The following is a 24,502-nucleotide window of genomic DNA, read 5'->3' as shown; positions in this document are numbered from 1 at the left end:
TATCGGATCAAAGGAATGTTCAATGCTTGATCAAGCTGACAGAAACCTGCTCGTCGACATCCGCAATGTTTCCCGGTCCTTCAAAAAAGGCAGCGGCAACGATGTCATGGTGCTCGACGATGTCGACCTGAACATCAGGGAGGGCGAAATCGTCGGGCTGCTCGGCCGCTCCGGCTCGGGAAAATCGACGCTGCTGCGGATCATCGCCGGCCTGATCGCGCCGTCCTCAGGCGAAGCAAAGTGCCGCGGCTCCGTCATCCAGGGCCCGCCCCTCGGCATTTCCATGGTGTTCCAGTCCTTTGCGCTTTTTCCCTGGCTGACAGTCCTCCAGAACGTGGAACTTGGTCTTGAAGCGCAGGATGTCGACCGGGCGGAACGGCGCAAGCGGGCGCTTGCGGCAATCGATCTTATCGGTCTGGACGGGTTCGAAAACGCCTATCCCAAGGAACTGTCCGGCGGCATGCGCCAGCGCGTCGGTTTTGCCCGGGCACTGGTGGTGCATCCCGACCTCTTGCTGATGGACGAACCCTTCTCGGCTCTTGATGTCCTCACCGCGGAGACCCTGCGCACCGACATGATCGACCTGTGGATCGAAGGGCGCCTGCCGATCAAATCGGTGCTGATCGTCACTCACAACATCGAAGAAGCAGTGCTGATGTGTGACCGCATCCTGATTTTCTCGTCCAATCCCGGCCGGGTCGCGCAGGAACTCAGGGTCGATCTTCCGCATCCGCGCAATCGCCTCGATCCGGTCTTCCGGCAGCTGGTCGACAATATCTATGCCCGCATGACCCAGCGTACCGAACCTCGCCTGCCATCCGTGGAAGGTATTCCGGGTACGGGAATGGGCATGATTTTGAACCCGGTTTCGACCAATATCCTGGCTGGTCTGATGGAGTCTCTGGCGGGCGAACCGTATAATGGGCGCGCCGACCTGCCTGTTCTTGCCGGTACGCTGCAGATGGAGGCCGACGAGCTGTTTCATCTGGGCGAAGCCCTGCAACTCCTGCGTTTTGCCCATCTGAACGAGGGCGACCTCGTCCTGACCGACGCCGGCATGCGGTTCGCCCATCTCGATACCGATGCCCGCAAGAAGGTTTTCGCGGAACACCTCGTCACATACGTTCCGCTCATCGGCCTTATCAGACGCGTGCTCGACGAGCGGCCGACGCATACGGCTCCGGCAGCCCGTTTCCGCAACGAGCTGGAAGACTTCATGAGCGAAGACTATGCGGATGAGACATTGAAGACCGTGGTGTCCTGGGCGCGCTATGCCGAGCTGTTTGCCTATGACGAGCAGGCCGAGCTTTTCAGCCTGGAAAACCCTCAGTAAGGACTGAGCCGCGGAAGATCGGCATTTATGGGAGCTGGGGCCGATTTGGCGGCGAACCGGCCTTCGCACGCTTCAAGATCAGTATGGCAATGAACCCGCACGCCACGACGCCGAGCATAATCGCACTCGGTGCTTCAATGCCAAACAGCGACGCAATACCAAAAAGCAGCAAGAGTCCCAGCAAAGCCAGACCGGCGGTCCGCTCGGCCCGCCATTGATACCGGCAAGCGCCCCAGAGCACCACCATGCCGACGGCAAGCGCCAGCACACCGATAATCATTGAGCTCAAGACTTCTGAAAACTCTGCCACTGCCATCCTGCCGGTTGTCGATGGTGCGCTTTAAATTTCACGCGCTTCTAGTGTTTTATACTACATTACAAGTTGCGGCTTATTAAAGTCGCAGCCGCGTCAATTGCGTGGCGGACAGTACCGGGTAACCGTGACATTTGGCGCTGCTGTTTTCTGTTGTTTCAGCGGCTCCAGACGCGCTTGGCGTCTACACTTGCGGCGCATTTGCATGTAGCCTCCGCAGCGATCGAAGCAATCGATCGACATCCATCACCCAGATCGAGGGAAACACTTTATGAGTGGCGTATGCACGCAAGGGGTAGATACCGGCTTTGTGGCTTTGGGCACCGCCAAGGTCGCCGTGCTGGGCGTGGTGCAGGGCATTACGGAATTGCTGCCGATATCATCAACCGCACATATGCGGCTGGTTCCGGCACTTCTCGGCTGGCAGGATCCCGGATCGGCTTTTTCGGCGGCGATGCAGCTGGCCGCGTTGACGGCGGTCATCTGCTATTTCCGGCGCGATATCTACGCCATAACCGGCGGATCGCTCAGCGCGATCAGGACGGGAGACTGGATGTCGCCCAAGCTGCGCATGGCTATCGGCATCGGGCTCGGTACCGTGCCGATCGTCATCGCCGGCCTGCTTCTGGCGCCGGTTCTCAATGCCTGCGACAGTCCGTTGCGGACCTTGCCGGTCATCGGTTTTTCCTGCCTCATCATGGGTGTTCTGCTCGCGGTTGCCGAATGGGTATGCCAGCATAAACGTCCAGCGGACAGCATGCGGCTGCGCGATGCGCTTATCGTCGGCGTCGCGCAGGTTGGTGCCCTGATCCCCGGCGTTTCACGCTCCGGCTCGACCCTGACGGCGGCCCTGTTTCGCGATTTCACGCGGCAGGACGCCGCGCGCTTTTCCTTTCTGCTCGGCATTCCGGCTATCGCGCTGGCAGGCCTGCATGAACTTGTTGTCCTCGCCCGCGCTCATCTTCCCTTTGAGGGCTGGATGATCCTGCTCGTCGGTCTTGTCATCGGATCGCTGTCATCCTTCGCAGCCCTGTGGGGCTTGATGCGCATTCTGGAGCGTTTTTCAACGCTGCCCTTCATCTGCTACCGGATTGTGCTCGGCCTGGTGATCCTCTGGATCTCATACGCCTGACAGACCTTCGGTGAAAGACCGGGAAGACGGGCGATAAACAGGGCGCTGTCCTGTTTATCGCCCGGTGCGTCACGCTACATTGTCGTCGTCGGTATCGCTGTCCTGTGCATCGTCATAGGCGTCGTCGAGACGGTCCATTTCGGCGTAATCGTTCTGCGTGCCTGTACTCTTGTCATCGTTGTAGTAGTTGTTGATGACCGTCTCGCCGGCTTGCGGCACAGTGCCGGTTCCGCCGCCCGAGCCGCCAAACAACGAATTGCCGCCCATCATGTTCTTGATGCCTTCGAACATGAGCGCGCCGCCGGCCACACCGGCTGCCGTGGTCAATGCGCCTTGCAGAAAGCCGCCGCCTTGGGCCTGTGGTTGCGGCGGTGCTGCCCAGCGTCCGGCCTGAGGTGGCTGTCCCTGCGCTGCATATGCGTCCTGGGGTGCTGCCCCGCCGCCGCCCCACGGTCCGCTGAACCGGCCGGGAGAAGGCTGGGATGGCTGCGCGCTCTGGGAACTGCCGAAGATCGACCCCAGCAAGCCGCCCGACTGTTGTTGCGGGGGCGGCGCATTCTGCAAATCCTTCACTTGCGCTTCCAGTGCCTGGATGCGCTCGTTACATGCGTTCAGGCCATGTTCCTGGACGATGACGGCCTGAGCCAGGAGATAGGGGGCCGAGGGCTGGCTTTTGATCTGGTCCAGAATGAAGCGCTCGGCTTCGGGGTCGCGGGGCGTATCGGCCGCCTGCCTTGTACGGTCAAAGAGGCCACTGAGAAGTTTCTGTTCATCGGCATTCATTTTCACTCACCTCCTTTTAGGGGAAGCATGATCTCGATCCAGATTCATGGCATTTAGATGGCCTTAACAAAATGTAATTTTGCAGCCGTAGCGGCCTTCCCGCCAATGTTTTTAGCCGCATAAATGGCCGCGAGCGCAGGAAATGCCGAAGCGCTCCCGGTCACGCCACCTGGCGTTTTACTCCCTAGAACGAGTTTACAATCGGGCCGGTCTGCATCCGCGCGATCATCGTATGGGCGTGATAGTGCATCGCGCATTTTATCGCATAGATCTGCATCACCACCGGCGAGCGGCGGCGCTTCAACATGGCCCATATCCGCCGGCGATAGGTGCGGCGCAGTTCCTTGTCGGGGACCTGCCGCATCAGGCGCAAAAAGATGCCGACGGCTTCGAGCATCCATTCCGCATTGAGTTTTGCAAACTGCAGGGGATGGCGGCGCAAATGGCGCAGCCGCGTCTGTTCCGGTTCAATGCGTTCATCCAGATAAAGCGCATCGAGCCGGTCGAAATAGGCTTGGGGATTGTGAAGATCCTGCATGACCGCGAGATATCCGTCGCGCAGTGCCTCGCGGCTGAGGTTGAGCGGAATGACATTGGTGCCAAAGGGCTGCTGATCCTCGGGATCAAGCCGCCCCTCCTTGAGCAACCGCGTATAGAGCGGGGTCTTCGGTATGGCCGCCAGCATGCCAACCATGGCGTTGACGATCCGCGCTTCTTTGATAAAGGCGCGCTGCGCGTCGAAAATCGAGGCATCGTCGCTGTCGAAACCGAGGATCATGCCGCACCACACTTCCATGCCTGAGCGCTGGATGGTGTGCACCTTTTCCAGCATGGTGGCGCCCTTGCGCAGATTCTGTAGCTTCTTCGTCTCCCGCAGTGCTGCTTCGTTCGGGGTTTCAATGCCGATGAAGACCACGCGAATGTTGGTATCGACCATCAATTGCATCAGTTCCGGATCATCCGCCAGATCAATGGAGGCTTCGGTCACGAAGGTCATGGGATAGTTGTGCGCAACCTGCCAGGCGATGACCTCGCGCAAAACCTCCTTTATCGCCTTCTTGTTGCCGATGAGGTTGTCATCGACAATGAAGGCGGTATCCATGCCTGTTGCCAGCAATGCCTCCACTTCGGCCAGAATCTGTTGACCCGTCTTGATGCGGGGCTTGCGGCCAAAAACAACGATGATATCGCAGAATTCGCAGGTAAACGGACAGCCCCGGGAAAACTGGATGCTTCCTACCGCATAATCGTCCATTTTCAGGAGATCAAAGCGCGGCACCGGAACCGTGCTCATGTCTGTCTTGTCAGCCTGCTCATACCGGCGTGAATGACGGTGTTCAGCCCATTCGGTCAGGAATTGCGGCCAGATTTCTTCGGCTTCACCAATGAACGCCACATCAGCAAGATCGGCGAAATAGTTCTCCTGGACGGTGATCCATGGGCCTCCGACCACGACAAAACAGCCCCGTCGCTTCAATTCCGTAATGATTTCCTTCATGCGGAAGCGCTGCACGATCATACCGGTAACACCGACGATGTCGGCGCTGGCACACAGATCATAGTCGATGTCTTCGACGTTCTCATCGATGAGCGTGACCGTGTGTTCGGCAGGGGTCAGGGCTGCCAGCAAAGGCAGGCAGGCCACAGGTAGGTTGGCTTTTGCGTCGAATATGGGCAGGGCATGTTCCAGCCCCCAGTAAGAAGCTTCAAAACGCGGATTAATCAGCACGATATGGGGCATTGCAGTCACCCTTTTTGTTTGCTGTTAAAATGCTATATGTCTGTCCCGTTCCCGCTTGCGAATGGCATGCCTGTCCTCAAGGCTGATCCCTGCGACGTCATCGCCTTGAGAAAAAACCTGTTCCCGTCTGTATACTCCCCAATATTGGCCAATGATATCTCCAACTATCGGCCAAAATATGATGCGGCGAATAGTAAATTCATTGGCGGGCTCAGCTTCGGACACCGCTCCTCTGGCGCGTGAACCAGCGGATGCTGCCGGCAACCGCAAAGGCAAGCAACGGCCATGCGGCCCAGAACGTCCCGCTCCAAGTGATAAGGTTGATGCCGACGAGGACGAACCCGACCATCGCCAGCATGGCGACGAACCGGTCAAGGCGGGTGGTCCGCACCCACAGACCGAAAGCAAGAGCAGCAAAGGCCAGGAGAGGCCATGCAGCCCAGAAATAGCCACTCCATGTGAGAAAATTGATGGCGGCAATCCCGGCGGCGACGGTTGCCAGCACACCGAACCGCCCTCTCCTGAACGGCAAAGGCTCCGGGTGTGCTTGCGTTTGGGTCCGCCGTAAATGGTCATGATGCGGCGGCTGCCCGGATTGCAGGGAGGGCTTCAGCGGACCAGATCCTCTGTCTTCTCCGATACGCACGGCATAGCTGGCTATACCGCCTTCAATGTTCTTGAGCGAAAGCTCGCCGAGATAGTCAAACCCGACGGTCAGCTTGTTGCGGACCTGATCGAAAACCGTGCTTGAAATCACGATGCCGCCGGGAGGGGCAGAGGCCTGCAACCGCGCGGCGACATTCACCCCGTCGCCATAGATATCGTCGCCTTCGGCAATGACATCCCCGAGATTGATGCCGATGCGGAAAAGCATGCGGGCGTCGTTCAAACGTTTGGCGTTATAACCGGCAAGCTCGTTCTGCACATCGATTGCCGCGCGCACCGCCTCGACGACGCTGGAAAACTCGGCAATGAGCCCATCGCCCCATGTGTTGATGACCCGGCCGGCATGCGCCTCGATCAAACGTCTCATCGCATCGCGGTACTGGTTGAGCGTATCGAGCGTCCGCTCTTCGTCCACCTGCATGAGACGGGTGTAGTCCTGAACATCCGCAGAGAAAATCGTGGTGAGCTTGCGACGCGTTTCAGACATGGTCTTCATTTTCCCGGTTCCTGGCTCTGACAAGAAATCCATCCGACGTCGGCGGAGAATATCGCGTGTCGCTGAATGTGGGAAGCACCTGCCGGGGCAGGAGAACAAATATCGAGATCTGCCGTTCGGGCAGTGCCTCACAATGAGCTTGACATAGTATTTTTATTACTAGTATATATATGACTATGAAAACAATCAAACGCTCCCCGATCGCCCTCGCAATCCTCGCCATGCTGTATGAGGCACCCATGCATCCCTACCGCATGCAACAGCTCATCAAGGAACGCGGCAAGGATGAGGTCATCAATGTCACCCAGCGCGCCAGTCTCTATCAGACGGTCAACCGGCTGGAACGGGAGGGATTGATTGCTGCGCAGGGCGTCTCCCGCGACGAGAACCGGCCCGAACGCACCGTCTATGAGCTCAGCCCGGCCGGGCGTGCAATCATGCTGCAATGGATGCGGGAAATCCTTTCCACGCCATCACAGGAATTCCCGGATTTTCCCGCGGCGATCTCGTTTCTGCCGCTCCTGACGCCCGACGATGCCCGGCAGCACCTCGAACAGCGCGCCGTCGCGCTGCAGGCGGAAATCGACCGGATCGAACAGAATTTGCGCCATGCAATCGCGATGCCGGTGCCCCGTCTCTTTCTCCTGGAAATGGAATATTTAAGCGCAACCTATGGCACGCAGCTTGTTTGGGTACGCGCCATCACCGCCGACCTTCAGTCCGGCAAACTGACCTGGAGCGAAGCCTGGCTTCGCCAGATTGCAATGGAACTTTCCCAGCCCAGCGAACACACGTCTTCCTAGCGAAAGGCCAAGACCATGAAAACCAATACCTTGCAGGTGATCATCATCGGCGCGGGGACCGGAGGACTTTGCCTTGCGCATGGTCTCAAGCGGGCCGGCATCGATGTCCGGGTGTACGAACGCGACCGCACGCGACGCGATGGCCTGCATGGCTATCGCGTCGGCATCAGCCCTGCGGGAAGCCAGGCGCTCAAAAGCTGCCTGCCGCCGCCGCTCTTTGATCTCTTTGTTGCCACCTGCGCGCGGGCACCGCGCCATTTCAACATGCTGACGGAAAACATGTCCGAGCTGATATCCATGCCGGTACCAGGCAGCGATGATCCGGTCGACAGCGAAAAATCGGTCAGCCGCATGACGCTGCGCCAAGTCCTGCTCACCGGGCTCGAGGACTGTGTCGTGTTCGACAAGATACTCTCAAGCTACCGGAACAATGAAGACGGCACGGTCACCGTCGTCTTCGATGACGGTTCAACGGATACGGGCGATGTGCTGGTCGGTGCAGACGGTGCCAACTCACGCGTTCGCAAGCAACGCCTGCCCGAGGCACGCATGGAGGATACGGGCATCGTCTCCATCGGCGGCAAGGCCGCGCTCACACCCGAAACCAGAGCGCTTCTTCCCGACAAGGTTTTTCACGGCATATCGATGATCATGGCACCGAAGGGCTATGGCGCCATTCTTCACGTCATGGAGTTCAAATGGGACAATGACGGCGTGAAGCACGGGGTCGGCGGCAATGAGGCCGATCTGATTGCCGAATGGCCAGGACTGCTTTTCGACAACACCCGCGATTACATCATGTGGGGTGTCTGGGGCGCGCGCAAGAATCTGCCGGAGGATCCCGCGTCCCTTCCCGGCCCCGACCTTGCCAGGATCGCCGCGAAGATGACCCGGAACTGGCATCCCGACCTGCGCCGCCTGATCGCGCTTTCCGATCCAACCACCATCTTTCGCGTCAATATCCGCACGTCGGTTCCGGCCTCCCCATGGCAGTCGTCGAACGTGACGCTGCTCGGCGATGCCATACACACCATGACGCCCGGACGCGGCGTTGGCGCCAATACCGCCATGCGGGATGCAGCCCTGTTGTGCAAGCGGCTCACCGAGGTGCGCGACGGCGGCAAGCCGCTGGTGGAAGCCCTGCACGCCTACGAAGCCGAAATGCTGGAATACAGCGCGCGGGCAGTGCTCGAGTCACGCAAGCAGATGGACGCAAACAGCCTCAGCCACAGGCCCGTGCTCGGCCGCATCCAACTGGCGGTCATGCGCGGCGCACTGCGCATCATCAATGCCGTCCCGGCTCTCAAGCGCCGCATGACTGACTCCGAAACCCGCCTGCGCAAAATCGACAACAAGCATGAATTTGCGGCTTAGACGGGGTCGCTTGCCGGGGATGGAGGCCAGCGTTTCAGCGCATCCATTCCTGCCTGCGTCAGGGCATAGACGCCCCTGTCGACGCGCTCGAACCATCCGTAGACATTGCCGCGCAGTATCTGCGGAGCATTGGGGGCAACGTCGCGCAGATCGCGTGGCCGCAGATGGCCGCGCTGCAGCGCCTCGGCACAGGCAAGCGCCTGCTGGCGGTAGGCCGTCATGATCGGCGTGCGGGAACCGCCGCCCGATGTCGGATCGCCCTTGCGGCGCCGGTGCTCCGCGACCAGCCGAGAGCGCTTGCGCGCATTGTTTCGCGGCATCGGCGCGGCCGGGCTGACAATGATGCTGACCACACCGCCATCCGACACACCCAGCATGCCGAAACCCAGCCGGCGGCAGAGGTCGCGGAACCGGCGGTCGCTTTCGCGTCCCTTGCCCCGCGCTGAAATGCGCGCCGCAAGCCAGACTTCATCGCTGAGAGCCGCCCGGTCGACCGCCTGCAGGAGGAGTTCGAGATTGAAACTGAGCTTGAGTTCGCAGATGACCACTAAAGGCGGCTCACCATCGCTCAGCGCGACGATGTCACAACCGACGATCTCACCTTTGACGCTGTAACCAGCCTCCTCAAGAAATCCTTTGATCGGGAGATAGAGCGCTGTCTCCAAGGTGCATCCTTTGCCATACATGCCATCCCCTCGCGTTCGCAAAGCGAATGTGAGAGGCGGGTGCCGCCCTATAGCATTTGAGCGGGCAAAGCGGAAAGGGTCAGAAGACGGCAAGCTCCGTTTCCGGATCGAACAGGTGCACGTTCCCCGGCGCGATAAAGAGTTCTGTCTCGCGGCCCCGGCTCACCCCCGGCCTGCCGCTATGGGCGGCCACCACCTGCTGGGAGGCGATGGATGCCGTCACGAATGTCATGCTCCCCGTCGACTCCACCGCTTCCACGACGACCTTGATCGCCAGATCGCCGGTTTCGCGGGTGAAGGCAAGATGCTCCGGACGCAGGCCGGCCAGCAAACGCCGGCCGGGGGCCAGCGCGCGACCGAGCATGAGCGATTGAGCCTGATCCTTCTCCAGCATCAGTCTGTTGCCATCGGGCCCAACCGTGACCGGAATGAAATTCATGGCGGGCGATCCGATAAATCCGGCAACGAACCTGTTGGCGGGCCGGTCGTAAAGATCGAGCGGGCTGCCCTGCTGCTCAACCACTCCGGCGCGCATGACAACGATGTGGTCGGCCATGGTCATGGCCTCGACCTGATCATGCGTCACGTAAACCGATGTCGCCTGCAAGCGTTCATGCAGCTTGCGGATCTCGCTGCGCATATGCACCCGCAGCGCTGCATCGAGATTAGAAAGAGGTTCGTCGAAGAGAAACACCTTGGGGTTGCGCACGATGGCACGCCCCATGGCGACGCGCTGGCGCTGGCCGCCGGACAGGGCTTTCGGCAGCCGGTCAAGCAGGGCGCCAAGACCCAGCGTTTGCGCGGCGGCACGCGTGCGCTCGGCAATCTCCTGCTTCGGGCGCCGCTTCAGGCGCATCGAATAGTTCATGTTGTGCTCGACATCCATATGCGGATAGAGCGCATAGGACTGGAACACCATCGCCACGTCCCGCTCGCGCGGCGGCTTGTGCACGACACTTTCCCCGGCGATGCGCAGATCGCCGGAACTAGTCTTTTCGAGGCCAGCGAGGGTGCGCAGCAATGTCGACTTGCCGCAGCCAGACGGCCCCACCAGTGCAACGAAAGCGCCTTGTTCGATGGCGATGTTGATGTCCTTCAGCGCGTGAAACCCGCCATAATGCTTGTTCAGGTGGTCGATTTCGATCTGAAACATGGTTCACCTCATTTCAGCGCGCCGGCGGTAAGACCGCTGACGATGCGCCGTTGCAGCAGCATGAATACGAAAAGGATGGGCGTGACGTAGATGGCGGCATAGGTCATGATCCCGTTCCAGTCGCTAGCGTCGGGACCCATGAAGGTCTGCAGGCCGACCGTCGCCACCTGCAGCTCGTTCCTGGCAATCAGGGACCGGGCGTAGACATATTCACCGAAGGATTGCAGAAAGATCAGCACAGACGTGACGAGAATGCCGTTGCGCGCCAAAGGCAGCATGATGTTGAAGAATGCGCCGATGCGCGACGAACCATCGACAAGCGCAGCGTCTTCCAGCTCGCGCGGCACCTGCACGAAGGTAGCCCGGCACAGCACGATATAGAGCGGCAGCATCTTAGCCGTCTGCGCCAGAATGACCGCCACGCGCGGGCTGGCCAAAAGGCCGATCTGATTGAACATGACGAAGATCGGCGTCACCATCAGCGAGGACGGCAGCACCTGCATCATCAGGATAGCGAAGAGGGCCATGTCCATCCAGATATTGCGGACACGCGAGAGAACATATGCGCATCCCGTCCCCATGAACGTGACGAGAATGGTGACCCCAACCGCGATCAGCAGCGAATTCCAGATATAGCGCCCCATGCCCCGGCTCTGCCAAACCTCGGCAAAACTCCACTGGGGATTTATCGGCCAGAATGTTGGCGGATATTGAAAGATCTCGGAGCTGCCTTTGAAGGCGGTGAGATACATCCAGTACAACGGGAACAGGTAGATCGCCGTCATCACCAGACCGATGGCGAGGAGAATATAACGTTTCATCGGCGCTCTCCTCAGTAACTGTGTTCGTGACGCGTGGAGCGGACATAGACGGCGGCAACGACAATGACGAAAAGGATCATCATCACCGAGACCGCGCTGCCCAGCGATATTTCATAGGTCTGGAAGGACAATTGCCACGACCAGTATTGCGCGACGTTGGAACTGTCGGCCGGACCGCCCTGCGTCAGGGCCGCAATGAGATCGAACTGCTGCAGGGTGAAGATCACACCGAGCGAAATGACCGCGCCGAGCTGCGCCCGCATCAGGGGCAGCGTGATCGACCGGAAGCGTTCGAAGGGTCCCGCGCCGTCGAGTTCGGCAGCCTCGTAGACATCGCGCGGAATGGCGGCAAGGCCAACGGAGAGCAGGATCATGTTGAAGGGGATGCCGAGCCACACATTGGCAATGATCACCGCGTAAAGCGCGACATCCGGGTCGGACAGCCAGAAGACACGCTCACCGGCAACGCCAAGCGACATCAGCACATAGTTGATGACACCGAAATCCCCGGCGAACAGCCATTTCCAAATCGCCCCGACCACCAGAGCCGGCATGATCCAACCGGCCAGGAACAACCCGCGCAGATAGGTGGCTCCCGGGAAATCCTGCTGGAAAAACAGCGCAAGGCCGAAACCGATCGACAGCTGGAAGACGATCGACAGGACGACGAACTTGACGGTGTTCCACAGCACCGCCATCGCAATGGGTTGAGATATCACGTCATAATAGTTCTGCAGGCCGACAAAGGGGCGGTTGAACGAGGTGATCGTGAACATGTCCACCGTCTGCAGCGACATGATGATGTTGTAGAGAATGGGAAATGCCGAAAACGCGATCAGATAAGCCAATGCCAGACCGAGCAGCAGGATATCAAAGCCGCTCCCGTCCCTGATGGTCCTGATAATGCCCTGCATAGTGCCCTCCCGCCCCATGTGGATTGTTGGCCTGTCCCCGCATAACGAATGCGAGGACAGGATTTGATCTACTTTTTCAGAACCACGTCGATCTGCTTCTGCGCCGCTGCCAAGGCCGTTTTCGGGTCGCTCTTGCGGGTGAGCGACGACTGTATGGCCGTGTAGATGGCCTTGGAGATTTTCGGCCATTCCGGATGCGGACCGCGGTTGCGCGCATATTTCATGCTTTCCTCGAAGACAGCGTAGATGGCCGGTATTTTAGGGTTGTTGGACTGAATCCTCGCGGCGGGCAGAAAGCCGAAGCGGTTCCAGACATCCGGCATCTTGCCGTAGAGAAATTCCAGCAGGATGAAGGCTTCCTTCGGGTGCTTGCTGTTGGCGAGAATGACATTGTCGCCCTCGCCCAGGGCGGAAGCCCGGGTTGCGCCCTCATGCGGAACCGGCAGCAGCGCGGCGCGGAAATCGAACTTTGCTTCCTTGCTCATGCGCGGCAGCTCCCATGGTCCGGAGATCGCCATGGCCGCATTTCCGGCATTGAAGGTGCCGGTCGAGTCATATTGCCCGCGGATGAGCGTATCGGGCGAGGCCAGCTTCTCATCGAGCAGTTTGCTCCAGAACTGCAGCACTTTCACACCACCATCCGTATCCACCTTATTGTAGTCACCGCCCGCCATTTGCAGCCACGGCAGAAACTGGAACGTTCCCTCTTCGGTTGCCACGGCGGAAAAGGCCATTCCATAAATGTTCTTTGCCGGATCGTTCAGCGTCTTGGCAGCGGCATAAAGCTCATCCCAAGTCCTGGGCGGCTTGTCGGGATCGAGCCCCTTCGCCTTGAACATGTCTGCGTTGTAGTAGAGCGCCAGCGTGTTGGCGCCGCGCGGAACACCATAGATCTTGCCATCCCATGTCACCGAGGAAAGCGGGCCCGGAAAAATATCGACCTTCCTGATCACCTTCGATTCCGCGAGCATCGGCGAGAGATCAAGAAGTAGTCCGCGCGAGGCGAAGAGCGCCACTTCGGGATTGTCGATATAGGTGACATCGGGCGATTCACCGGTTGCGGTGGCGCGGGCAAGGTCGTTGACCATGTCGCGGAATTGCACGGTTTTGACATTCAGCTTGATGTCCGGGTGTGCCTGCTCGAACTCGTCCTTCAGAAGATAGATATACTGATCCGGCCGGTCGATGGTCCAGATATCAAGCGTCACCGGCTCGGCATGCGCAGCCGTGCCCGACAGCATCAGTGCGGCAGCGGCAATCCAATGCGAAATGCTCTTCATAGGTTTCCTCCTCGTGTTACTCGACACCGGTATTGCGCTTCTTGGCGGCGCGTCTTTCCTGGTCGGATCTGATCTCCATCATCACCGGAACTCCCGTCCGGCAGCGGGCCCGCTCGGGGAAATCAGGGATTGGCGACGAAATCACCGCCACGGCTGTGTTTCAGATAATTCAGGGAATGCACCTGCCCGGTCATTTCCAGATCATTGCGATAGACCGGATCGTGCCAGCCCTCGATATCGATTGATCCCGACCAGCCGGCGAGGCGCAGTTCCGATATGACATCGGTCCAGTTGGTATCGCCAAATCCCGGCGAGCGCATGAACACGAACTTCTCCTTGCCGAAAATCCCATGCTCGCGGATAACCTCCCAGCGGATCGTGGCATCCTTGCCGTGAACGTGGAAAATCTTGGGCGCCCATTTGCGGATCTGCGGCAAGGGATCGATGAGATAGACCATCTGGTGACAGGGCTCCCATTCGAGCCCGAGATTATCGGCCGGCACTTCGTTGAAGATCATTTCCCAGGCATCCGGCGTATGGGCGATATTCCAGTCGCCGGTTGCCCAGTTGCCGTCCATGGCACAGTTCTCAAAGGCAAGCTTGACGCCCTTGTCGGCGGCCCGCCGCGAAAGTTCACTCCAGACCTTCTTGAACTGGGGCAGACTGTCTTCAATCCGCTTGCCGCGCACGCGGCCAGTGAACCCGGCAATGGTGTTGGCGCCGAAGAGATGGGCATTGTCGATCAATGCCTCCCAGCCTTTCAGCGTCTCACGATCGATCTCCGTGTCCTCAAGCGGATTGCCGAACATGCCGAGGGTCGAGATCGTCACATCCGCGTCACCGATGGCGTCTTTCAACTGCGCCGCGAGCATCGGCAGGTCCTTGTTCATCACCTGCCAGAAGAATGGCTCGATGCTCTCGAAGCCATGCGGCAGGATGGCTTTGACATAGGCGGCGGGATCAGGCGCATTGCCTCTGATCATGGTGCCGATGCGGATCGATTGTGCCGGGTTGCTCATTCCGAATTCCTTCAGATCGTGATTTCAATACGCCGTCCGGTTTCGGCGCTTTGGATCGCACCGAACACCATCGCGAGGCTTTTGATATTTTCGGTCCCGGCCGTTTCCGGCGCGGAACCGCCCCGGCTTGCCGCGATAAAATCCTGCATGACTCCGAGGTGACCGCCGATGCGGTGGGACGCATCAAGGGGAGGTATCTCGACGGCGGTCACCCCGGAGAACAGGCCATCCTTGCCGGAGGTGACGGCTTCGGCCCGTATGTCGTCGTGCCCGTCCCAGACAATCGTTCCCTTGCTGCCGACGATGCGCCAGCTGCTTTCCCAGCTGGTCCGCAGACCGTCGGCGCACCAGCTGCCGCGATAGGTGAAGACGGCACCATTGCTGAATTCGAAGATCGCGGCGGCGGAAGAACCCTGGCTGTACCAGGAATTGCTTGGTTCCCACTCCCGGGCATAAACCGCGCTGGCAGCGTCCCCGGCGAGAAAGCGCGCCGCATCGAATGTGTGGATCGCCATGTCCAGAAACAGCACATGGCGCATCTCCTCACGAAATCCGCCGAAATGCGGGCCGAGAAAGAAATCACAATGCAGGCTGGTCACGTCGCCAATGGCTCCAGAGGCAACAAGCTGACGGATGCGGCGGATCTGGGCGAGATAACGCCTGTTCTGCACGACCGCATGAATACGTCCGGCCCCGCGTGCACGCCCGACGAGGTCCCGCGCCTCGTCCATGGTTTCAGCCATCGGCTTCTCCGACAGCACATGACAACCCGCGTCAAGCCCGGCGGCCACGGTCGCATGGCGGGCGGCCGGAACGACGACGTCGAACAGGAGATCAGGGCTGGTCTTTGCCAGAACAGCGGAAAGACTGTCTGAGGCGATTGCCGTGCCGAGACCAAATTCTGCGATGCGCGCCTCCGCGCGCTCTTTCGCCAGATCGACAACACCGACAATATCGATATCGCCAATGGTCCGGGCTGCCTCAAACCATGCTTTGCTCATGGCTCCGCAGCCGACTAAAACGGCACGTTGCATTGTCTCTCCTCCCCACGAAATTCACCAGAAACCGGCTAAATCGGTTGCAAATGCCTTCCGTAAACGTTTACGATTTCATATCGGCGAATTATTTTTGTCAATCCCCCTTTCGGTGTTTTAAGAATGAAAGGGCATCAGCGCCGAGTCGCACAGGGAGAAAAAGCGTGAGCATCCGGGACCTTGCCCGCCATCTCGATATTTCGATCGGAACAGTTTCCCGTGCCCTCAACGGGAAGGCTGACGTCAATCAAGAGACGCGCGAGCGCGTGCTTGAGGCGGCCAAGCAACTTGGCTATGTGCCGAACCAGTCCGGCCGCAGTCTCCGACAGGGCACCACCAACACGATCGGCTTCATGATTGAATCAACCATCGAGACGGTCGACACCGGCGGCAGCTTCTTCATGCCTGTCTTTGAAGGCGTCCAGTCGGTGTTCCGGCGCCATCACCTCGACCTCGTTGCACTTCTGTGCGGCACCGACGAAGAGCCTGCCGCCTATCTCAACCGCGTGGTTGCGCGTCGCTTTGTCGACGGGCTGATCATATCGGCAACCACACGTCACGATCCCCGCATTGATTTCCTGCTGGAGCGAAAAATTCCCTTCATAACGCTGGGCCGCAGCGAAACAGCGGGCAATTACCCATGGATTGACCTCGATTTCGAAGGCGTTGCAACGGCAGCGGTCAGGCGGCTTGCCGGGCTGGGTCACAGCCGCATTGCCATTGCCGTACCGGCCAGCGACATCAACCTCGGCTACATCTTTCTCGATGCCTACAAACAGGCCCTCGCCGCCAGCGGCATAGCGTTTGATCCGGACTACGTGTTCCGGTCCCATGCCAACGAGGAAGGCGGCTACCAGATTGCAAGTGCCGTCCTTGCCCAGGGGCGAATGCCGACAGCCATCATCCTCGTCAATGAAAACATGGCCCTCGGACTCTACCGGCGCTTCTACGAGTCCGATGTTCACCCGGGCCGCGACATCGCCGTCATCGGTTTCCGCGAGAGCACCCAAAGCCGGTTTCTGTCGCCCACGCTGACCTGTTTCAGGATCTCCCTGCGCGATCTTGGCATCAAGCTGGCGGAATCCCTGCTTTCAACCATGCCCGCTTATGAAGACCATTATCCGCAGGAAAGGGTGCAGCTCGTCTGGCCGCTGCAACTGATCCCTGGCGAGAGCGACAGACACCAGCCCGTCAATTGACGCCGGTGATCATCGATACGATTTCGTTCTTGTCCGTCTCGGAGGTCTTGCGGATACCGATCTGCTTTCCGCGCCGCAAAACACAGATGCGGTCGGAGAGCTTGAAGACCTGGTCCAGACTATGGCTGATGATCAGCACACCGATGTTGCGGGTTTTCAAGGATTGCACGATGGCTTCGACCTTGGCCGTTTCGGCCACGCCCAGCGCCGCTGTCGGCTCGTCCAGCAGGATCAGCTTGCTCGCCCAATGGGTTGCCCGCGCGATCGCCACCCCCTGACGCTGCCCGCCGGACAAATCCCGGATCGTGGCATGGGCCGAAGGTATCCGCACGTCCAGCTCCTGGACCAGCTTTTCAGTGTCGCTGATCATCTTGCCGCGATCGAGCAGACCGAAGCGGTTGACCGGCTCGCGGCCGAGAAACATGTTCATGTAAACGGTCTGCTGGTCGGCGAGCGCCAGATCCTGGTACACGACTTCAATGCCATGGGCGCGCGCCATGCTGGCGCTCGCCATCGTCACTGTTTCACCCTCGATGGTGATCGTGCCGGCAGATGGGGCGTATACGCCCGAGATGATCTTGATCAGCGTGGATTTACCCGCCCCGTTGTCGCCGACAAGAGCAACGATTTCACCGGGAAAGATATCCAGCGAGAAATTTTCGATGGCCGTCACGGCATCGAAATTCTTGCGGATGTCGGTCAGTTTGAGAACAGGTGAGAGGTCGGTGACAGTCATTCGATTTCTCCTATACAGGCCAGGCGGCGGTTTCACCGAAACCGTTCTCGATTGTCTCGACCTTGGGCGCACCCTTTGAAATACCGGACACGCCGACAATATAGGCGCGCGTCACGAAAGCCTGGCCACGGAAGCCAAAAACGGCCGTATCACCCGGACGCGGTGAGCCGGGAGCGGTCGCGTCGATCATGGCGTAGTAATCAATGGCCGCAGGCGGCGGCACTTCAACACTGCGCAGCGCCGCGGCACTGACCGTCGGTTCGCGGCTTACAATCGCCTTCACGTCATATTCCGGGAAGATCGGGTCGATGTAGAAACCGCCACCGAAGCAATAGGCCTTGCCACCGGCAAGATGCGATACCTCGGTCAGATACAGCACCGCGGGAAGTTCCGGCAAATCCTCCATGACGTGAAGCGCCGTGGTTCCGTGCAGACCATTGCCCGGTTCGCATTGGGTGGCGCCCGCTTCGGCCAATGCGGCCAGCAACACCGACGATGTCGTTCCCGGCGCATTCACCTCGACATTGGTCCGGCCGGCCTTCTGCAGAGCCTTGGCAGCCTTGGTGAGCGTTGCCAGATTGGGCGTAGGTTTCACCTTGCGCGCGGCATGATCGAACAGAAGTGCCGGGAATGTCGTGATACCGGCGAAGCGGCCGCCCTCCACATCGTCTAGACGGTCGGCAACCCCGGCAATATCGTCCGCATCAAATCCGCCCTCATGCCCGCGATAGAAGGTGTCGCCTTCAGCCTTGATGCGGGCAAGCAAATTCTGCGTGTAACCTGCAGCGCTCGCGCCCTTGCCGGCCTCCGCCGCCTTTTCCGTGTTGAACACCGTCCAGTAATCCGGGCGAAAACGGGCAGCTGCAGCGGCGGCTTCATGACGCGCGACCTGCTGCAAATGGCCGAGATGCCCGAGCTTCAGGCCGGCATTGTGCACGGCCCGGGCACAGGCCATATCGACGGCGACGGCGGCATCGATGCCGCCGCGCTTGATGGCCCGGCAGAATGAACTGGACCGGCCGACCTGCTTGGTCATGCCGAAGATTTTCAGGCCCTGCCTGCCCGCTTCGGACTTGAGGACACGCGCATTGGCTTCGACCGCATCGAGATCGAGCACATAGGCATTGGCCGGAATGTGGCCGGCCTGATGCAGCTGGATTGCGCTTTCCACAAAGGCTGGGTTGCGGCGGCGTAAAATATCGAGAAACATGGAAAACTCCCTCAGCGCGACTTTTCGCGTAGCGAAACCGCCACGGCAGCAAGAATGATCAGACCGCGGACGATCATCTGGTCAGAGACAGACAGGCCCATCAGGATCAGACCGTTGTTCAGCATGCCCATCATCAGCGAACCGACCAGCGCACCGATGATGGAGCCTTTGCCGCCGTTGAGCAGCGTTCCGCCGACGATGACCGCGGCAATGACCGTCATCAGATCGGTTTCACCCAGCGTGTACTTGGCGGCCTGCAGGCGGCCGGCATAGAGGAGGCCAGCCAGTGATGCCAGCACGCCGCTCATCATCAGGACCGTCAGGCGGATGCGCGGAACGCTGATACCGGATACGCTCGCAGCCCGGTTGTTGTCTCCCGTGGCAAGCACATGCGCCCCAAAGCGGGTATGACGGTAGACAATGTGGCCGATGCATATGGCTCCCACCGTCCACCACACCAGCGAGGGAATGCCGAGCAGTGTGCCGGAGCCGAAAAAGCCGGTGAAGGCGCTGTTGGTCACCGGGATCGAGCGAAGATCGGTCAGCGACCGGGCAACACCGGCAAACAGTCCCATGGTGGCAAGCGTCACCAGGAAGGACGGAAGTCTTACGTAAGCGACGAGAAAACCATTGACCAGACCGATCAGCAGACCTGCACACAGGCCGGCGGCAATACCGGCCGTCATGCCGTAGCCGTTCATGGCAACTGCGCCCGCAAGCGCGGAGACGGCGACGATGGACCCGATCGAAAGATCGATTTCCCCGGCAGAAAGGACAAACACCAAGCCGATTGCCATGATGGTCACCGGCGCTGTCTGGAGCACAATATTCGACAGGTTGCGGACCGTCAGGAAGCCGCTGTCTCTCAGCACGATCGCAAAGAACAGAAAGATGGCGAGAAACCCGAGATAGACGACATATTGCTGTAGATTCGCCTTGCCCAGAAGGGACAGCGACCGTCCGGACGGCACCAGGCTTGGGTTGGTTTTTGACATGGTATCTTCCTCAAAGGAAAGTGAAACGGGAGCGGCCGACCCCTGCCGGGACGGCCGCCCGCACAGTCATTTCAATGCTTCGACGATGCTCTCGGGGGCGTCCTTGTTGAGCGAGGTCTTCCATCCCGCAAGGACGTTCTCTTTCGTCACAGCCAATGAATCGACAACCAGAAAGGGTTCGGCGTTCTTCCCGATCAGCGACCCCGCCGCAGCGCGCGCGGCGGTGCGGCCAATATTGTAAGCTTCGTCGGCAACGAGCGCGGTGAAGCTGCCGCCCTTGACCATGTCAAGTGCTGCCGGTTCATTCAGGTCGAGGGCGACAATCCGGGTGCTGGTATTGCCGGCAGCCTTGAGCGCCGCCAGAACATTGAGCGCCGGTTCGGCCCAGGTGACATAGATGCCGTCAAGGTCGGGGTGCTTGATCAAAAGCCCTTGGGCGATTTCCTCACTGCGCGCGGGATCGGCCATGCCGGCTTCGGCAACGATCTTCATATCGGGATATTTTGTCTCGATGGTTGTCTTGAATGCCCGATCCCGCTGATTGGTCACGTAGAAATCGGCATCGTGATAGATGTAGCCGAGCTTCCCCTTCTTGCCGAGGGAGGCAGCCATGGCGTCGGCCGCCTTGCTGCCCATCTGGAACAGGTCGTCGGAGACAATGGTCACATAGTCCTTGCCATGCTCGTATCCCGCCGGCGAGTTGTCGATGAAGGCAAGCTTGACCCCGGCCTTGCGTGCGGGATCATAGACCGCTGCCGCGGTGGTCGGATCGACGGGCAGCGACACGATGATCGTCGGCTTCTTCGCCAGGACCGTTTCCACGTCGGACTGTTGGCGGGCACTGTCAAAGCTGGCATTGGTCTCCGCTACAATCGTGATGCCGAGCGCGGCGAATTCTGCTTCCGCCCCGCGATTGACCGCATTGGTGTATTCGCTCATCTCGTGCCAGACCAGCGCGGCGGTATAGTTGCCGTCCTTGATCTTCTGGACCTCGTCAGCGGTGAGGGTCACGCTGGCGGCGGGCGTCGGCTTTTCGCCATGCGGTCCGACCGTTACCCCTTCAGCCGCGAAGGCCTGTGTTGCGAAGATGCTGACAGCAAGCGCTGCCGACAATGTGAGAAATCTGGACATGACTGCCCCCTTGATTGGTTTGTCGAACGTTGAACCGTACCGCTTCGCGCTATTTCACGGCGTCGAGGATGGATTGCGGTGCATCGCGGTTGAGCGATTCCTTCCAGCCTGAAGCGATGGTCTCTCTGGTTACGGTCAATGCCGGAGCGACGATAAAGGGCGGCGTTGCCTGATTGAGCAGGGATTTCAGGCCTGTCGCCGCCATTGTGCGGCCAAGCTCGTAGGCTTTGTCGGCAACCAGCGCCGTCACATTGCCGCCCTTGGCCATATCGAGACCCACGGGCTCGGCAAGATCGAGCGTGACGATCTTCGTCTTGGTGTTTCCGGCAGCGCGTAAGGCAGCGAGCACACCGTCGGCGGGCTCCGCCCAGGTCACATAGATGCCGTCAAGATCAGGATTCTGCAGCAGCATCGCACTTGCCAGTTCCTCGGCGCGCGACGGATCCGAAATACCCTTTTGGGCAACGATCTTGATGTCCGGATAGTCTTTCTCGATTGTCGATTTGAACGCATTGTCGCGCTGGTTGGTGACATAATAGGTGGCATCGTGGAAAATCCAGCCAACTTTACCTTTGCCGCCGATGGATTTTGCCAGGGCATCGGCCGCCTGCTTGCCCATCTGGAAGAGGTCATCCGTGACAATGGCCGCATAATCGGCGCCTTGCTTGTAACCCGCCGGCACATTCGACAAGAACACAAGCTTGGTATGATCGGCAATCGCCTGCTTGAAGGCCTCGGCCGAGGTCACCGGATCAAGCGGCAGGGCCAGGACGACATCGGGCTTGGCGGCAAGCGCCGTTTCGATATCGCTGCGCTGGCGCGCGGCATCAAACCCGGCATCCGTCGTGACAACGACTTTCACACCGGCGCGGGCAAACTCATCCTTTGCGCCAGCCGAAACGGCATTCACGAAATCCGACGATGTATGCCAGAGCAGAGCCGCCTTGTAGCCCTTGTCCTTCAGCGAGGCGAGATCGGCATCAGACAGGGTAATGGCGGAGCTTGGCGTTGCCGCTTCTCCCGACGGCCCGACTGTCTGCGCAAATGACGCAGAAGCCGACAGCAAGAAACAGGTCAGAGCCGTTGCATTCAGAAATCTTTTCACAAGCATTGGAATGTTCCCTTTTTATTATTGTGGTGTCGTTGGTCATTCAATAACGCCGCAGTATTCGGCGATAAAGCTGGCAAACGCGACGATTCCGGCAAGGTATTCCTCCACGTCGACGCGTTCCTCATAGGTGTGGCAGTTGCGGATATCGCCCGGGGCGCAGTACACCGCCGGCGTTCCCAGTTGATTGACGAAGAATGGTGACTCGGACCAGAAAGGCGCGCCCTCGATCACGCCGCGCCCGTGCATTGCATCGGCAACGGCCTTTGACAGCATTGCAACCTCCGGCGCATGCCGGTCGATCTCGGCGGCGGTGCCGCCCAGCGGATGGTCGCGGCCCGCCGGATAGGAGATGTCGATCCTGATATCCGGATCGGACACCGCGCCGCGAATGACAGCTTCCATCTCCGCTGCGGCCGTATCGAGGGATTCACCCGGTAAAAGCTTGCGGATCAGCGAAAGCGTGCACTCCTCAGGCACGGCAATGAAGCCGCCGCCCTTCAACCCCGTGATCAACAGGAAGCCGCGGCCGATGAGGTCATGCTCCGCGCGCGCCGCTACCGCATCCGAATGGTTCCACAGGGCCGACATGATGGCATGGCTCGCCTTCAGCGCATCCTTTCCCAGCTCCGGCACGCCGAAATAAGCCGACTTTCCGGTTACCGTGATGTCGGCGATGAAAAAGCCGATCTGTGCCGAATAGACCGACAGCTGGGTCGGCTCGACATAGATGGTAAAATCCGGCTTCGGGATGGCGCCTGCCTCGATGCGTGCGACATAATCCTTGATGCCCGCCGAGACGCCCGTTCCCGGCTGCCCGCTCTCCTCATCCCCGACAAAGGCGAAGGCGACATCCCCGGCAAGCCGGATGCCGGCCTTGTCCAGCAGCGAGAGTGCGGCAAGCGCTGTGCATATGCCCGCTTTCAGGTCTCCGGCACCCCTGCCCCAGATTTGGCCGTCGATGACGGGAGCGGCGAACGGGTCCGCATGGGCGGTCCCCGCCCAATGTTCGGCCCAACCATCGACATGGACCGTATCCGTGTGGCCGATGAACAGGAGCCGCTTTCCACTGCCACTGCCTCGGCGCTCGCCCCAGATGTTCGGGCGCCCCGGCAGAAAATCAGCGATTTCAATGGCGGTGAGCGCACGGGCACGCATCTGCTCGTTCAGATAGGCAACAAAGTTTGCTTCATTTCCGGTGATGCTGTTGCGCCCGATTGCACCACGCAGCAGTGCCACGGCGTCATCGGCATCGAGAACCTCGCGCAACCGCGAGGCGAGATTGCTTGCATCCTTCATCATACGACCTCCCGCAATGTGACCGTGCTGGCGGGCGGAAGCGAGATACGGCTATCGGGCGCATCGGCACCGAAGAGCGTATTGTGCAGGTGCCCCAACCCTATGGCGGCCGCGCCGATAATGGCGGCACGCGACCCAAGCACACTGGCCTCGACATCGATCGGATAAGGAAAACAGCGCGGCAGCAGGTCTTTCACCCGCGACAGCATCTCCGGCCGTAGGCCGATTGAACCGCCGAGGATGACTTTTTCCGGATTGGCAATGGCGGCAATGGCGCCAATTCCGCGCGCAAGAAGGCGGGCAGTGTCATCGAGAACCCTGTTGGCATTGGCATCGCCAGCCGTCGCAGCCTCAAAAATAGCAGGTACACCCAATGATATCCCCGACAAGGCCCTGTAACGCTCGATGATGCTCATCGAGGCGACCGCCCGCTCGAAGGCGCCTGCACTCAAGGATTCCGCATCGAACGGATCGGAACCGAAGGGCAGAAAGCCGAGTTCGCCCGCCGCATGGATGTTGCCGCGCACCAGCTGCCCGCCCACCATGAGGCCGCCGCCGATACCGGTTCCCAGCGCAATATAAGCAAGATTGTCGATGCCCTGCCCCTGGCCCAACCAGTTCTCACCGATGACGGCAAGATTGACATCGTTCTCCAGCATGACATCAACGCCGAACGCGCGTTCAAATGCCGTTGCCACGTCCATGGTGTCGAAGCCGGCAATATTGGGCGCAAGCAGGATACGGCCGGTATCACTGTCCGGCGCACCCGGCGCACCGACAACGGCAAGCCTGATCTTCTCGCGCGGGATAGCCTGACGAGCGGCCGCCCGAAAACACATGTTTGCGATCTGGTCGATAACCGCCTGCCCGCCCCTCGGGTCCGTTGGCGCCGTATCCTCGGCAAAGACCTGGCAGGCCAGATCGACGATGGCCACACGCACCTTCGTGCCGCCCAGATCAACGGCGGCGATGTAGGCTGCGCTTGGAATAAGCTCATAGGTGACCGCGGTACGCCCAACGTGACCGCTGGTACGTCCGGTTTCCTGAACCCAGCCTTCCGTTTCCAGCTGGCGGACAATCTCCGAAATCGTCTGTTTCGACAGCCCTGTCTGCTTGGAGATCGAGGCCCGCGAAATCGGACTACCCTGCACGATAGCTTCTATTACGGCCCGCTGGGAGAACTTACGGGACAGGCGCACAGCTTCGTTCAACACAGCCTCACATATTTAGTTCGTTCTATCACCGAACTAATAACGTCTCGTCAAACTTGTCAAGC

Annotated in this window: 23 protein-coding genes; 5 read left to right on the top strand and 18 right to left on the bottom strand. The window is 59.7% G+C overall.

The features are described from left to right. Positions 1-22: 22 nt before the first annotated feature. Entirely contained in the window at positions 23-1,333 is a 1,311-nt protein-coding gene (locus ACIQWS_RS22510; RefSeq protein ID WP_403184483.1) for an AAA-associated domain-containing protein, read from the top strand. A 25-nt stretch (positions 1,334-1,358) separates the two neighbouring features. Here ACIQWS_RS22510 and ACIQWS_RS22505 read toward each other — a convergent pair whose 3' ends face one another. Continuing rightward, positions 1,359-1,643: a hypothetical protein gene (locus ACIQWS_RS22505; protein WP_403184481.1), complete on the bottom strand. Its 285-nt coding sequence runs from the start codon at positions 1,641-1,643 to the stop codon at positions 1,359-1,361. Positions 1,644-1,917: 274 nt separating this feature from the next. Between ACIQWS_RS22505 and ACIQWS_RS22500 the strand changes: the two genes are divergently transcribed. After that, positions 1,918-2,778, top strand: coding sequence for an undecaprenyl-diphosphate phosphatase (locus tag ACIQWS_RS22500; RefSeq protein ID WP_403184479.1), 861 nt, complete (start codon positions 1,918-1,920; stop codon positions 2,776-2,778). A 69-nt stretch (positions 2,779-2,847) separates the two neighbouring features. Here ACIQWS_RS22500 and ACIQWS_RS22495 read toward each other — a convergent pair whose 3' ends face one another. The 3 genes from ACIQWS_RS22495 to ACIQWS_RS22485 all read right to left on the bottom strand — a co-directional run bounded on the left by ACIQWS_RS22495 (position 2,848) and on the right by ACIQWS_RS22485 (position 6,455). Further along, positions 2,848-3,561, bottom strand: a complete 714-nt coding sequence (locus ACIQWS_RS22495) for a DUF2076 domain-containing protein (RefSeq protein WP_346306445.1) — start codon at positions 3,559-3,561, stop codon at positions 2,848-2,850. A 184-nt stretch (positions 3,562-3,745) separates the two neighbouring features. Continuing rightward, on the bottom strand, positions 3,746-5,302 hold the full coding sequence (locus tag ACIQWS_RS22490; RefSeq protein ID WP_403184476.1) for a DUF4070 domain-containing protein: 1,557 nt from the start codon (positions 5,300-5,302) through the stop codon (positions 3,746-3,748). A gap of 211 nt (positions 5,303-5,513) precedes the next feature. Then, positions 5,514-6,455 (bottom strand): adenylate/guanylate cyclase domain-containing protein, encoded by a 942-nt coding sequence (locus ACIQWS_RS22485; protein ID WP_346306443.1) that lies wholly within the window; start codon positions 6,453-6,455, stop codon positions 5,514-5,516. A gap of 185 nt (positions 6,456-6,640) precedes the next feature. On the opposite strand from ACIQWS_RS22485, the gene ACIQWS_RS22480 reads away from it, so the two are divergent. Then, positions 6,641-7,267, top strand: a complete 627-nt coding sequence (locus tag ACIQWS_RS22480) for a PadR family transcriptional regulator (RefSeq protein ID WP_346306453.1) — start codon at positions 6,641-6,643, stop codon at positions 7,265-7,267. Positions 7,268-7,282: 15 nt separating this feature from the next. Then, the gene (locus ACIQWS_RS22475) at positions 7,283-8,641 is read left to right on the top strand and encodes an NAD(P)/FAD-dependent oxidoreductase (RefSeq protein ID WP_346306442.1); all 1,359 of its coding nucleotides are present in this window, start codon (positions 7,283-7,285) and stop codon (positions 8,639-8,641) included. Here the strand turns inward: ACIQWS_RS22475 and ACIQWS_RS22470 are convergent. The 7 genes from ACIQWS_RS22470 to ACIQWS_RS22440 all read right to left on the bottom strand — a co-directional run bounded on the left by ACIQWS_RS22470 (position 8,638) and on the right by ACIQWS_RS22440 (position 15,548). Next, the gene (locus tag ACIQWS_RS22470; protein WP_346306452.1) at positions 8,638-9,306 is read right to left on the bottom strand and encodes a DUF2161 family putative PD-(D/E)XK-type phosphodiesterase; all 669 of its coding nucleotides are present in this window, start codon (positions 9,304-9,306) and stop codon (positions 8,638-8,640) included. The two genes, ACIQWS_RS22475 and ACIQWS_RS22470, sit on opposite strands and share 4 nt — an antisense overlap. 100 nt (positions 9,307-9,406) lie before the next feature. Next, positions 9,407-10,480, bottom strand: coding sequence for a sn-glycerol-3-phosphate ABC transporter ATP-binding protein UgpC (locus tag ACIQWS_RS22465; RefSeq protein ID WP_346306441.1), 1,074 nt, complete (start codon positions 10,478-10,480; stop codon positions 9,407-9,409). Positions 10,481-10,488: 8 nt separating this feature from the next. Beyond that, on the bottom strand, positions 10,489-11,301 hold the full coding sequence (locus ACIQWS_RS22460) for a carbohydrate ABC transporter permease (RefSeq protein ID WP_346306440.1): 813 nt from the start codon (positions 11,299-11,301) through the stop codon (positions 10,489-10,491). 11 nt (positions 11,302-11,312) lie between these two features. Further along, complete coding sequence (locus ACIQWS_RS22455) at positions 11,313-12,215, bottom strand: carbohydrate ABC transporter permease (RefSeq protein ID WP_403184471.1); 903 nt, start codon at positions 12,213-12,215, stop codon at positions 11,313-11,315. A gap of 68 nt (positions 12,216-12,283) precedes the next feature. Beyond that, the gene (locus ACIQWS_RS22450) at positions 12,284-13,495 is read right to left on the bottom strand and encodes an ABC transporter substrate-binding protein (protein ID WP_403184469.1); all 1,212 of its coding nucleotides are present in this window, start codon (positions 13,493-13,495) and stop codon (positions 12,284-12,286) included. Between the two features lie 122 nt (positions 13,496-13,617). Then, complete coding sequence (locus ACIQWS_RS22445; protein WP_403184466.1) at positions 13,618-14,514, bottom strand: sugar phosphate isomerase/epimerase family protein; 897 nt, start codon at positions 14,512-14,514, stop codon at positions 13,618-13,620. 11 nt (positions 14,515-14,525) lie between these two features. Beyond that, entirely contained in the window at positions 14,526-15,548 is a 1,023-nt protein-coding gene (locus ACIQWS_RS22440) for a Gfo/Idh/MocA family protein (protein ID WP_403184464.1), read from the bottom strand. A 164-nt stretch (positions 15,549-15,712) separates the two neighbouring features. On the opposite strand from ACIQWS_RS22440, the gene ACIQWS_RS22435 reads away from it, so the two are divergent. Continuing rightward, a complete protein-coding gene (locus ACIQWS_RS22435; protein WP_403184462.1) occupies positions 15,713-16,747 on the top strand; it encodes a LacI family DNA-binding transcriptional regulator in 1,035 nt (344 codons plus the stop codon). On the opposite strand, the gene ACIQWS_RS22430 is transcribed toward ACIQWS_RS22435, so the two are convergent. The 7 genes from ACIQWS_RS22430 to ACIQWS_RS22400 all read right to left on the bottom strand — a co-directional run bounded on the left by ACIQWS_RS22430 (position 16,740) and on the right by ACIQWS_RS22400 (position 24,440). Continuing rightward, on the bottom strand, positions 16,740-17,483 hold the full coding sequence (locus ACIQWS_RS22430) for an ATP-binding cassette domain-containing protein (protein ID WP_403184459.1): 744 nt from the start codon (positions 17,481-17,483) through the stop codon (positions 16,740-16,742). The genes ACIQWS_RS22435 and ACIQWS_RS22430 overlap by 8 nt on opposite strands. Before the next feature lie 10 nt (positions 17,484-17,493). Then, entirely contained in the window at positions 17,494-18,693 is a 1,200-nt protein-coding gene (locus ACIQWS_RS22425; RefSeq protein WP_403184457.1) for an alanine racemase, read from the bottom strand. Between the two features lie 11 nt (positions 18,694-18,704). Then, entirely contained in the window at positions 18,705-19,688 is a 984-nt protein-coding gene (locus ACIQWS_RS22420) for an ABC transporter permease (protein ID WP_403184455.1), read from the bottom strand. Between the two features lie 66 nt (positions 19,689-19,754). After that, entirely contained in the window at positions 19,755-20,819 is a 1,065-nt protein-coding gene (locus ACIQWS_RS22415; RefSeq protein ID WP_403184452.1) for a substrate-binding domain-containing protein, read from the bottom strand. Between the two features lie 49 nt (positions 20,820-20,868). After that, positions 20,869-21,930 (bottom strand): substrate-binding domain-containing protein, encoded by a 1,062-nt coding sequence (locus tag ACIQWS_RS22410; protein ID WP_403184450.1) that lies wholly within the window; start codon positions 21,928-21,930, stop codon positions 20,869-20,871. Positions 21,931-21,966: 36 nt separating this feature from the next. Further along, positions 21,967-23,229 carry a M20 family metallopeptidase gene (locus tag ACIQWS_RS22405; RefSeq protein WP_403184448.1) on the bottom strand — a complete coding sequence of 421 codons (1,263 nt, stop codon included), beginning with the start codon at positions 23,227-23,229 and terminating at the stop codon, positions 21,967-21,969. After that, the gene (locus tag ACIQWS_RS22400; protein WP_403184446.1) at positions 23,226-24,440 is read right to left on the bottom strand and encodes an ROK family transcriptional regulator; all 1,215 of its coding nucleotides are present in this window, start codon (positions 24,438-24,440) and stop codon (positions 23,226-23,228) included. Before ACIQWS_RS22400 ends, ACIQWS_RS22405 begins: the two co-directional genes overlap by 4 nt. Between the last annotated feature and the right edge of the window lie 62 nt (positions 24,441-24,502).

Source organism: Phyllobacterium sp. NPDC097923, from assembly GCF_044760925.1.
GTDB classification, from domain to species: Bacteria; Pseudomonadota; Alphaproteobacteria; order Rhizobiales; family Rhizobiaceae; genus Phyllobacterium; species Phyllobacterium calauticae.
Note: the sequence above shows the minus strand (reverse complement) of the source record. Positions and strands in the feature narration are given on the sequence as shown.